The following is an 11,150-nucleotide window of genomic DNA, read 5'->3' as shown; positions in this document are numbered from 1 at the left end:
CCTTGCACAACCACACCGAATCGAGCACATCGGTCTTCGGGCGTCCCGGCAGGTGCTTGACGTCGCGGGCATTGACCAGCCACGGGTCGAGCCCGTGCGCCTCGAGCAGGTAGAACACCGGCTTCCAGTAGTCGCTGGTTGCTTCCATCACCACCCGCTCGACACCGAGGTCGACCAGATGGTTCGCCAGTTCGGTCAACGCCCGCGTCACCGTCGTATGCGTGGACACCTCCTGCATCCGTCGCTTGCGGTCGTGCGCTGCCGGGACGCGGATACAGCACACCACCTCGGCCTTGCCGATATCGAGGGCAGCGACCCGGGCGATGAGCTGTTCCTCGTCGTGGGACTCGACCAGCATCGTGTTCTCCTCACCGACTCACACCGATTGATCGGGGTGATCGCCCGTGGGGTCACCAGGGAAAACGGAATCTAATCCCCGTGCTCGACGATCGACGGCAACAGTGAAGGGCCCACAGGGTGATCCCCAACGCCCGGCTAGATGACGGCCTCGAAGGACCATAGAACGACGGCGTCGACGGGCGACCACCACACCATTTTCAGCCCGGAACGGGCGTCCCACCAGGGACAATTTGGCTAGATGGGTAGTTGCGTTAGGGTGGCTTCGACCCCGGAGATCGGGGTTGAAGCCACCCAAGTCGGCTACCGTGCACCGGGTTCACCCTCACGCATGCCACGAATCCGGTGTTCTCGACCGCGCTGAGCGAGGTCGAGAACACCAAATCGTCGGCCGCGCCGCTTCTACGCCAGCGCCAGCGCTACGAGCGCGACCAGCGACGGCACGCTCTGACACAGCGACCCCACCACCCCGGTACCTCGTGGACGGCTCATCGCCATCCGGTCCGAGGCGAACAATGCCATGCCGGCCAGGAACATGAACGCGCACGTGTAGACGACGAGGGTGCGGCCCGGGGTTTCGTGCCCGGTCCACCACAGGATCATGCCGGCGAGCGCTCCGGATCCGAGGAAGAGGTTGTAGAAGCCGACGTTGAACGCCCACATCCGCACCGGTGGAACATCCGCAGCGGGGACGCGGAACACGCCCCAGTGGATGCTCGGACGGCGAAACAGGATCGTCTCCCACACGAAGACCATCAGGTGCACCGCGGCAGCGACCAGGGCCGCGAGTTGCGCAACGACGATCATGGCGAGACCTCCTCGGCGAATCGGATTCCGTAACGGGTGGCGATCTGCCCGAACCTGCTCATCAGTGCATCCTCGGGCAGGTGCTCCTCCCCCAGCGCGTCGAGGTCGGTGAAGGAACCGCTCATCCCGGTCCCGGAGCAGACGAGGAGAAAGGCCGCGTCGTCGGTGAGCACCGAGAAGCTGTTCATCGTTCCCGCCGCGATGGTGAGCGTGTCACCGGCGGCGAGTTCGCAGCCCTCGCCGTCGAGGAGGACGAGGATCCGGCCGCGCAGCAGGTGGTAGGTCTTGAGCCAGGGCTCGGAGTGCAGCGGCGGTGGGCTGCTGCAGGGCGCCTCGACCAGCATGAGCTCGTAGGCGTCGCCGGTCTGTTCACCGGACGACAGCACGGTGACGACGGCATCCGGCACCGACAATTGCCCGCCCGTACTGGCACGTTGGACATCGATCGTGGACACAACTGCGACGCTATGGATCCGGAAACAGCCGGACCATCCCCTGAATCGGGGATGCTCCGTCTTCCGGATCCAGCGCATACTGGGTTCATGCTCGAAGTGCGGGCGGAGCGCCTACGCCGCGAGATCCTGGAGTTCGCGGGCACCGGCGTCGGCGTCACCGCACTGCACCAGCGTGCCATCGAACTGGTCGATCGCACCGTACGCAGCGACTTGACGTGCTGGGCACTGTTCGATCCCCTGACCCTGGCGTTCGGTTCGATGACCAGTGGGCGCAACCGCATTCCCGGTGAGTACGAGCCACTGCTCGCGGAATCGGAATGCGGTGGACACGATCCCGCAACCTTCGCAGACATCGCCCGCAGTGGACGAACAGTGGTGCGGGCCTCGGATCTACCGTCGACCGAAGTCGCCCACAGCCTCCGGAACGCTGCGGTATGGCGTCCACTCGGACTCGACCGCGAGGTGCGAGTCGTCTTCACAGTGGACGGGTTGTGTTGGGGAGCGGCCGGTTTCGTCCGCTCGGGTCCGGACTTCACGGATCGGGAACTGGAGTTCCTGACAATGACCGCACCGGCGGTGGCGGTTGCGACCCGGGTGGCCGCCGTCCATACCCTGCACGCACGCCCCGGAGCCGATCCCGGTCCTGCCGTGATCGTGACGGATCCCGCGGGTGAGCCGGTCGCATCGACGGTCGCGGCGCGGATCTGGGAGGATCGGCTCGCCGGTCCGGTGCGACTGGCGCTGCTGTTGCGGGCGGCAACATTCGGGGCTCGGGCGAGTACGACCGGGGTGTTCCGGGCACGTATCCGCAACGACGGCGGAGGCTGGATCGTCGTCCGTGCGGCGCCGTTGAGCGCCGACGGCGACGAGGCCCGCACGGCGGTCACCATCGAACCCGCGGCCGACAGTGAACTCACAGACATGCTGTTCGCCGCGTACGCGCTGACCGCCCGCGAGTGCGAAGTGTGCACCGACGTGCTGAACGGACTGTCGACGGCCGAGATCGCTCGGCACCGGGGCATCACGCCGAACACGGTGCACGACCATCTCAAATCCGTCTATGCGAAGACAGGGGCGGGTAGTCGCGCGGAACTCGTCGCTCGGTTGGCCGGCCGGCAGATGCCCCGACCGTCCCTGTCGCCCCCATACACGCCGACGATCAGGTCCGCGCACTGAGCGATCACGCTCACTACACATTGAGCGGGGTTGCTCGTTGTATGCCACAGTGCCACTCGGTGCATGCAGCTGCCACGCCCGAAATCCCTCTGTTCCAGAGCAGGTGACGTCGGCCCGTTGTTTTTTGCACCTTGTTGCACATAGTCTGGCGTGAGAGGGACCGCCCCAGACGAAGAAGGAACACACCATGACGCTGCCACCGATCCTGTCCGGCCCGCTGAGCCTGCCCCTGGTCGCTTCCCCGATGTTCATCGCGTCGGGACCGGAACTGGTGTCCGCCCAGTGCCAGGCCGGAGTCGTCGGGTCGTTCCCGGCACTCAACGCCCGTCCCCAGTCGATGCTTGTCGACTGGCTGCAGCAGATCACCGAGAGCAACGCCGACTACGCGGTGCGCCACCCCGAGGAGTACGTCGCGCCGTTCGCCGTCAACCAGATCGTGCACCGCTCCAACGAGCGACTCGAGCAGGACCTCGAGGTGATCGTCGAGCATCGGGTCCCCATTGTGATCACCTCGCTCGGTGCCCGAGAGGAGGTCAACGAGGCTGTTCACTCCTACGGCGGCATCGTCCTCCACGACGTGATCTCGAACGAGTTCGCGCACAAGGCGATCGACAAGGGCGCGGACGGCATCGTCGCCGTCGCCGCAGGCGCCGGCGGCCACGCCGGGACGCAGTCACCGTTCGCATTGCTCCAGGAGATCCGCCGGTGGTTCGACGGCCCCCTGCTGCTGTCCGGCTCCATCGCCCACGGCCGCTCGATCCTCGCTGCCCAGGCCGCCGGTGCCGACCTCGCCTACGCCGGCACAGCCTTCCTCGCCACCGAGGAGGCCCGCAGCGCCGACGACTACAAGAACATGATCGTCGACAGCACCGCCAAGGACATCGTCTACAGCAACCTGTTCACCGGCGTGCACGGCAACTACCTGCGGGGAAGCATCGTCGCCGCCGGACTCGACCCCGACGACCTCCCCGAGTCCGATCCGTCCGCCATGAACTTCGGGTCCGGTGGCAACACCGGCGCCAAGGCCTGGCGCGACATCTGGGGCGCCGGCCAGGGCCTCGGCGCGATCGAGTCCGTCGTCCCCGCCCGCGAGCTCGTCCAACGACTCCGCGACGAATACGAGCTGGCGTGGACGTCCCTCGAACGACGCCGAGTCGCCATGATCGACGCCGGATAGCGTGACCTAGGCTGACGCGGTGTCTCTCAGGTTCGCCATCCTCACCGCACTGGTCGAGCGCGACAGCACCGGACTGGAACTGACGCGGCGCTTCGACCGGTCGATCGGGTACTTCTGGCCCGCGACCCACCAGCAGATCTACCGAGAACTGGACCGGATGCGGGCGGGCGACCTGATCCGTGAAGTCCCGACGGACGGAAAACCCGGTCGCGGTCAGCCCCGACGTTTCACCATCACAGCGGACGGTCGCCGACTGCTGCGCGGCTGGATCTCCGAGATCGAGGATCCGGACGTGGTGCGCTCCGGTGTCTCCGTGCGCCTGCGCGCGGCCGCGGCGCTCGACGATCCCGACGCCGCGCGTCCCGCGCTGGAACATCAACGCGCCTACCGGACGGCGATGCTCGAGCAGTATCGTGCCATCGAGCAACGCGACTTCGTCGAGGTCCGGGGCGACGCGCGGAGCACCCTGCAACATCTCGTGCTCCGCCTCGGCATCCTCCTCGAAGAAACGTGGCTGACCTGGCTGGACGAGGCGCTCGACACGATCGACCGGCTCGACCCGACACCGGATTCCTCCGCCGACCGCAGCGGAACGGTCCCGTAGACCGGAACACGAGAACCGGGCCGAGGCGTACCACGCGAGAGAGGCCGGCTTGTCTACACGGATGCAGGTCTCCCTGTCACGGTGCGTTTCCGGCCTCAGGGTCGACTGCCGTCAGCGCGGTGATCAAGGTCCGACTCGGCCGCATCACGGCCACGGTCTTGTCCCTGTCCGGCCGGTAGTAGCCGCCGATGTCGACCGGCGCGCCCTGCACCTCGTTCAACTCTCGCACGATCGTGTCCTCGTCCCTGGCCAGTGCCTCGGCCAGCGGGGCGAACTGTTCTGCGAGTTCCGGATCCTCGGTCTGCGCGGCAAGCTCCTGTGCCCAGTACATCGCGAGGTAGAACTGGCTGCCCCGGTTGTCGAGCTCGCCGACCTTGCGCGACGGGCTCTTGTTCGTCTCCAGCAGCTTGCCGGTCGCTGCATCGAGCGCGTTCGCCACGATCTTGGCGCGCTCGTTGCCGGTCTTGATGCCGAGGTCCTCCAGGCTTACGGCCAACGCCAGGAACTCACCGAGCGAATCCCAGCGCAGGTGGTTCTCCTCCACCAACTGCTTGACGTGCTTGGGCGCCGACCCGCCGGCGCCCGTCTCGTAGAGGCCGCCACCCGCCATCAGCGGCACGATCGACAGCATCTTGGCGCTCGTACCGAGCTCGAGGATGGGGAACAGGTCGGTGAGGTAGTCACGCAGGATGTTGCCGGTCGCGGCGATGGTGTCCATTCCGCGGTTCAGCCGCTCCAGCGTGTACCGCATCGAGCGCACCTGCGACATGATGTGGATGTCGAGGCCATCGGTGTCATGATCCTGCAGGTACAGCTCGACCTTCTTGATCAACTCGTTCTCGTGGGGGCGGTACGGGTCGAGCCAGAACAGGACCGGCATACCGGAGTTGCGTGCCCGGGTGACCGCGAGCTTGACCCAGTCGCGGATCGGCGCGTCCTTGACGGTGCACATGCGCCAGATGTCACCCGCCTCGACGTGCTGGGTGAGCAGCACCTCACCGGTCTCGGCATCGACGAAGTTGGCCTCGCCCGCCTCCGGAACTTCGAAGGTCTTGTCGTGCGAGCCGTACTCCTCGGCCTTCTGCGCCATGAGACCGACGTTGGGAACGGTACCCATGGTCGTCGGGTCGAACGCGCCGTTGGTCTTACAGAAGTTGATGATCTCCTGGTAGATGCGCGCGAAAGTGGACTCCGGCATGACCGCCTTGACGTCCTTGGGTCGTCCGTCGGCGCCGTACATCTTGCCGCCCGAGCGAATCATTGCGGGCATCGAGGCATCCACGATGACATCGCTGGGGGAATGGAAGTTGGAGATGCCGCGTGCGGAATCGACCATGGCCAATTCGGGACGGTGCTCATGGCAGTTGTGCAGGTCCTGCTTGATTTCGTCGCGCTGCGTACTGGGCAGCGTCTCGATCTTGTCGTACAGGTCGCCGAGACCGTTGTTGACGTTGACGCCCAATTCGTCGAACAGCTTCTGATGCTTGGCGAAGGCGTCCTTGTAGAAGGTCTTCACCGCGTGGCCGAAGACAATGGGGTGCGAGACCTTCATCATCGTCGCCTTGACGTGAAGGGAGAACATCACGCCCGTCTTGCGCGCATCCTCCATCTGCTCCTCGTAGAACTCGAGCAACGCCTTCTTGCTCATGAACATGCTGTCCATGATGTCGCCCTCACCCAGCTCCACTTCGGGCTTGAGGACGATCGTCTCGCCATCCTTGGTGACCAGCTCCATCCGGACCTTGCGCGCCCGGTCCAGCGTCATCGACTTCTCGCCGTGGTAGAAGTCGCCGTGCCGCATGTGCGCGACGTGGCTGCGTGAGGCCATCGACCACTCGCCCATGCTGTGCGGGTGTTTACGGGCGTACTCCTTCACCGCCCGGGGTGCGCGCCGATCGGAGTTGCCCTCACGCAGGACAGGGTTGACCGCACTGCCGAGAATCTTGCCGTAGCGCTCCCGGATGGCACGCTCTTCGTCCGTCTTCGGGGCGTCCGGGAAATCCGGGACCTGGTAGCCCTTGCTCTGCAGTTCCTTGATGGCAGCCAGGAGCTGCGGCACGGACGCACTGATGTTGGGCAGCTTGATGATGTTGGTCTCGGGCAGTTGCGTCAGACGACCCAGCTCGGCCAGGTTGTCCGGGACGCGCTGCTCTTCCGTGAGGTGCTCGGGGAACTCGGCCAGGATCCGCGCCGGCACCGAGATGTCGCTGGTCTCGACCTCGATGCCCGCGGCTCCAGCGAAGGTACGCACGATCGGCAGGAAGGCGTAGGTCGCAAGCAACGGCGCCTCGTCGGTCAACGTATAGATAATGGTCGACTGCTTGTCGGCGCTCATTCTTGTCTCGACTCCCTACGTCGGTCCGGTCCGCCTCACGAAATGCTCCGCGTGCGGGATTGCATCGGGTATCAGGCTACGTGCGAGAACTCGAGAACGACATTTACTCGCCGGTAACTCGAACTCCGCCGACAGGCTTCGACGGCCCCTCCGGCGCCCAACCGTCGACCTCATGTCCGCTCGCGACCGAGAACGCCGCAGTCCTGCGAGCCACCGCTTCGATGGCCCCTCGACCTGTCGTAACGCGGGTGCGACCGGCGCACAGCATCGCCGTCAGGAAAGAAGTCTTCACAAGCAGTGGGAAGACTACTGTCACAAGCGATTCCGTTGTCGAACCGGACTGCGATCCCTCGTCCGCCCGATCGCGGCTCGAATGCCGACGCCGGAAGATGCTGTCGGCGAGGACGATCGTTCCGTCGAGAATCGAGGTTCGTCGATCGTTGCTTGGGGGAGACGACCGCGGACCCGAGAGGGAACCGCACGCCTGCGTCCCGATGAAGTACTTCACATTTCTCGCCGACGACTCCACCCGAGCGTTTACCGACAGGAGCCCGCCACTACTCCGACATCAATCGCAGGCGGGCGCGGGAACATCCTCGAACAGCGGCGACCCGATCGGCACGAGGTACACCACGTCGAGGATCACCGGTTCCGTGCCGAGATTGCGACCGACGTGCAGATGGTCCCGACCCGAGGGTTCGTTGATGAAATCACCGGTCTCGAACGTGACAGGCTCGCAGTCTCCTTCAGGATGCGTCAAGGTGCCGGCCCGCACGATGCCGAGCACGGGACCATCGTGATAGTGCCAACCGGTGCTACCGCCCGGTTCGATGGTGATCTCCCGGGCCACGGCGTGCACGCCGTCGGGTACGAACGGCAGCAGTCCCGGTGGCACCTCGATGTCCACCCATGTCACCCCTGAGATGCCCTCGCTCGGAGTGGCGTAGGCCCACCCGGGTATCGCCACCGCTACTGCACATGCCGTCGCCGCGAGTACACCCTGCACAGAGCGCTTCATGCGCACGGACGCTACCGTCTACACGACACTGCTGCAGGACAGCTCGCATTGCGACCCGCTCGCCTGCACCCGCGTCACTGTCGCCGGGTACGTCGAGCGGCCCGAAGGCGAGGAACTGGCCGCCGCGCGCGAAGCCCACCTGGCCGCTGTCCCCGGGACCCGCGTGTACATCGATTTCAGCGACTTCACGCTCTGGGTTCTTCGGGTTCGGCGCGTGCGCTGGGTCGGTGGGTACGGGCGGATGGATCCGGCCACCGCCGAGGACTATGCCGAAGCATTGCCGGATTCTGTGACCCCGTCGGCAGCTCGTGCGATCGCGCATCTCAACGACGATCACGCCGACGCGCTGCTGGCGATGGCCCGGAAGCTCGGCGGGTTCCCGGATGCGGCGGCGGCAACCTGTGTCGGAGCCGACCGATACGGCCTCGACCTCGATGTCACCACGCCGCGTGGGCGAGCCATGACGCATGCCGGCTATCTGTCACCGCCCGACTCCGACTACGAATTGCGCTCAGCAACAGTTGCTTTTGCTCGCGCGGCGCACCGCCAGACCGTCGTGGACACGTCCGTCTGCATCGACGTCGGCGGCGAGGGCGACACGGTAGTCGAGTCCCGCCTCGTTCACCGTGACGCCGTGGGCCGACAGGTGCAGGTCGTGCCGGGCGGCGAGCGCGAGGGCGTCGGTGACATCGAAGGGTCTCATGCGGTTCACGCTCTCTTCGCCGCGTCGTTCCGGTCCACCGATATCCTCGGACGGTCGTGGCGGCCCACGTGCTGCTACAGGCGGGGAACAGGTCGGCCCCACACGCGTGTCCTGCCCGGGAATCGCCGCCCACTCGTGGCAATGTCCACAGAATGCATCCGTACGACCAGGGGTTCGAGCCTCCGCAAGCGTGCTCCGAGTGGTGCCGGGCACGCTCGTTCGACCTGCAGGTGCTCGACGAGGGCGTCACTGTCGACCTCAAATGGTGGAACAGCCACCTCGAACGGACCGGGCACGATATCCGCCTCCGGGGACGGAATCTCGACGGACGGATCATCGACGACGGCGACGCGATCGTCCAACGCAACGACCTCCGCCTCGACAGTGAACTGATCGAAGCCGACCACGCCGGTCTGGGGCTGTTGTTCCTGTGCGCGGCCTGGCGCAGCGCACATCCGCGACGACGCGGTGCCCGACGTTTTCCGGACGTCCGCGACGCACACGCCCCGAAGGACCGGCACCGGTTCACCAAGATCAAGGGAGTCCTCGACTACTGCGCGAAGACCAAGTCGCTACCCGACACCGCGCGGCAGACCTGGTCCGGATGGCCGGACACCCCCGGCGTCGGCGTATCGCTCCTGGCGACCTATCTGTGGGCGGTCGAGGTGCGGACCGAGGCGGGCCCGGCGCAACTTCTCGATCAGCACGCGGTGTCGACGCTCATCCACGAAGGGTGGCTCGAGGATCCGTCGGTCGCCGACTTCACGCTGCGGCGCTATCACCGGTACCTCGAACTCCTCAACATGTGGGCGTCGTTGATCGCCACGCGTCCGGAGATGGTCGAGATGTGGCTCGTCGACCGGTGGCACGCCCGAATCTGCGAAGCCCGGGACGGGTCGCACGCGACTCCGCGATTGTTCTGATCCTCTTGGGCGTCGCGGTGAGGCCGCCCGAATCGTCCCGTGGAGGCTGATGCACACTCGCAGAATGGGGTCACCGACTACGACGAGCATCACCATGACGACCGGCGCGCAGCCGATTCCACAGCCGCGATGGAGACTTCCGCTGGTGGGTGATCTGCTCAGCATCGACGTGGCCAAGCCGGTTCAGCGTGAGATGCAGATGGCACAGGAACTCGGTGGGATCTTCGAACGCAAGATCCTGCAGCACCGGTTGATCGTGGTCTCGGGCGCCGATCTGGTGCGCGAGGTCAACGACGAGGAGAAGTGGGCGAAGTTCCTCGGCAAGCCGCTGCGCAAGCTTCGCGTCATCGCCGGCGACGGACTGTTCACCGCGTTCAACTCCGAACCGAACTGGAGCAAAGCCCACAACATCCTCGGGCCTGGCTTCAGCCAGGCCGCGATGCGTGGCTATCACGACTCGATGCTCACCGTCGTCGACCGACTGGTCGACAGCTGGGACAGCGCAGCGGCCGACGGCGAGTATGTGGACGTGCCGAAGAGCATGACGTCGCTGACCTTCGACGTCATCGGCCGGTGCGGCTTCAGCTACGACTTCGACTCGTTCGGCCGCACCGAACCCGATCCGTTCATCGCGGCGATGAGCCGGGCGCTCGAGTACATCAACCGTTCGTCGAACGACATCCCGATCCTCCGGACACTGTTCGGCCGCAGTGCCAGGGAGCAGCATGAACACGACATCGCGCTGATGCAGGAGACGGTCGATCGCATCGTCGAGGAGCGGATGCGCTCCGGCGAGCAGCACGGCGATCTGCTGGACCTGATGATGCACACCGTCGATCCCGACACCGGCGAGCAACTCACCCCGGAGTCGATCCGCAATCAGGTGCTGACCTTCCTGGTCGCGGGTAACGAGACCACCGCGGCCACCCTGGGGTTCGCGGTCCATTTCCTGAGCCGACATCCCGAGGTGGTGGCGAAGGCGCGGGCCGAGATCGCCGAGGTCGTCGGTGCCGACGGCCGGATCGGGTACGAGCAGGTCGCCAAGCTGCGGTATGTGCGGCGGGTGGTGGACGAGACGCTGCGGTTGTGGCCGGCCGCCCCGGGTTATTTCCGCAAGGTACGTGGTGAGACCACCCTCGGCGGACGGACGCTGCCGAAGGGTTCGTGGGTGTTCGTGCTGTTGCCGCAACTGCACCGCGACCCGCTGTGGGGCGACGATCCCGAGCGGTTCGACCCGGACCGGTTCGAGCCCGCGGCCGTGCGCAAACGGCCGGCGCACATCTTCAAACCGTGGGGCACCGGCATCCGGGCCTGTATCGGTCGGCAGTTCGCGCTGCACGAGGCGGTGCTCACGCTCGCGTCGCTGATCCGGCGGTACGACTTCGCTCCGGAACCGGGCTACGAACTCGACGTTCACGAGGCGATCACATTGAAGCCCCGTGACCTACGGGTGCGGCTCTCCCCCGCCTGATCCGTCGCGTCGCCCCGGCAAGAGGGACGGCGGTCGGGTCGTCGACAGAGGCTGGCCGATCGGTGGCGACGAGCACGGCGATCCTTCCGATCATGCACTGAAAGACCACACGTCATCGCTCTAT

The 11,150-nt window shown here is 65.9% G+C and carries 11 protein-coding genes and 1 pseudogene; 6 read left to right on the top strand and 6 right to left on the bottom strand.

Going from position 1 to position 11,150, the window contains the following annotated elements; genetic code table 11:
- The 3 genes from A5767_RS06060 to A5767_RS06050 all read right to left on the bottom strand — a co-directional run.
- Positions 1-358 (bottom strand): IS110 family transposase (locus tag A5767_RS06060; RefSeq protein ID WP_156665131.1); only part of this gene is annotated, 358 nt, incomplete at its 3' end.
- Between the two features lie 401 nt (positions 359-759).
- A complete protein-coding gene (locus A5767_RS06055) occupies positions 760-1,164 on the bottom strand; it encodes a DUF1304 domain-containing protein (RefSeq protein WP_019289386.1) in 405 nt (134 codons plus the stop codon).
- Positions 1,161-1,619, bottom strand: a complete 459-nt coding sequence (locus A5767_RS06050) for a hypothetical protein (protein ID WP_064851905.1) — start codon at positions 1,617-1,619, stop codon at positions 1,161-1,163. The genes A5767_RS06055 and A5767_RS06050 overlap by 4 nt, the downstream gene beginning before the upstream one ends.
- Positions 1,620-1,706: 87 nt before the next feature.
- Between A5767_RS06050 and A5767_RS06045 the strand changes: the two genes are divergently transcribed.
- The 3 genes from A5767_RS06045 (at position 1,707) to A5767_RS06035 (ending at position 4,576) form a co-directional block, all read left to right on the top strand.
- The gene (locus tag A5767_RS06045; RefSeq protein WP_019289384.1) at positions 1,707-2,795 is read left to right on the top strand and encodes a helix-turn-helix transcriptional regulator; all 1,089 of its coding nucleotides are present in this window, start codon (positions 1,707-1,709) and stop codon (positions 2,793-2,795) included.
- Between the two features lie 187 nt (positions 2,796-2,982).
- On the top strand, positions 2,983-3,972 hold the full coding sequence (locus A5767_RS06040) for an NAD(P)H-dependent flavin oxidoreductase (RefSeq protein ID WP_019289383.1): 990 nt from the start codon (positions 2,983-2,985) through the stop codon (positions 3,970-3,972).
- Positions 3,973-3,991: 19 nt separating this feature from the next.
- Positions 3,992-4,576: a PadR family transcriptional regulator gene (locus tag A5767_RS06035; protein ID WP_006552020.1), complete on the top strand. Its 585-nt coding sequence runs from the start codon at positions 3,992-3,994 to the stop codon at positions 4,574-4,576.
- 76 nt (positions 4,577-4,652) lie between these two features.
- On the opposite strand, the gene A5767_RS06030 is transcribed toward A5767_RS06035, so the two are convergent.
- Complete coding sequence (locus A5767_RS06030; RefSeq protein ID WP_024100900.1) at positions 4,653-6,911, bottom strand: NADP-dependent isocitrate dehydrogenase; 2,259 nt, start codon at positions 6,909-6,911, stop codon at positions 4,653-4,655.
- 568 nt (positions 6,912-7,479) lie between these two features.
- A complete protein-coding gene (locus A5767_RS06025) occupies positions 7,480-7,929 on the bottom strand; it encodes a cupin domain-containing protein (RefSeq protein WP_064851904.1) in 450 nt (149 codons plus the stop codon).
- 49 nt (positions 7,930-7,978) lie between these two features.
- Here A5767_RS06025 and A5767_RS22500 point away from each other — a divergent pair.
- A pseudogene (locus A5767_RS22500) lies at positions 7,979-8,482 on the top strand (DUF2470 domain-containing protein); the annotation flags it as partial.
- Here A5767_RS22500 and A5767_RS23305 read toward each other — a convergent pair.
- Positions 8,441-8,632, bottom strand: a complete 192-nt coding sequence (locus tag A5767_RS23305; protein WP_064851903.1) for a hypothetical protein — start codon at positions 8,630-8,632, stop codon at positions 8,441-8,443. The pseudogene A5767_RS22500 and the gene A5767_RS23305 sit on opposite strands and share 42 nt — an antisense overlap.
- A gap of 152 nt (positions 8,633-8,784) precedes the next feature.
- Here A5767_RS23305 and A5767_RS06015 point away from each other — a divergent pair, with 152 nt between their 5' ends.
- A complete protein-coding gene (locus tag A5767_RS06015) occupies positions 8,785-9,555 on the top strand; it encodes an 8-oxoguanine DNA glycosylase OGG fold protein (RefSeq protein WP_064255589.1) in 771 nt (256 codons plus the stop codon).
- Between the two features lie 64 nt (positions 9,556-9,619).
- Positions 9,620-11,026, top strand: coding sequence for a cytochrome P450 (locus A5767_RS06010; RefSeq protein WP_231913133.1), 1,407 nt, complete (start codon positions 9,620-9,622; stop codon positions 11,024-11,026).
- Positions 11,027-11,150 lie beyond the last annotated feature (124 nt).

This window comes from Rhodococcus sp. 852002-51564_SCH6189132-a (assembly GCF_001665495.1).
GTDB classification, from domain to species: Bacteria; Actinomycetota; Actinomycetes; order Mycobacteriales; family Mycobacteriaceae; genus Rhodococcus; species Rhodococcus pyridinivorans.
This window is presented reverse-complemented; position numbering and strand designations above follow the sequence as displayed.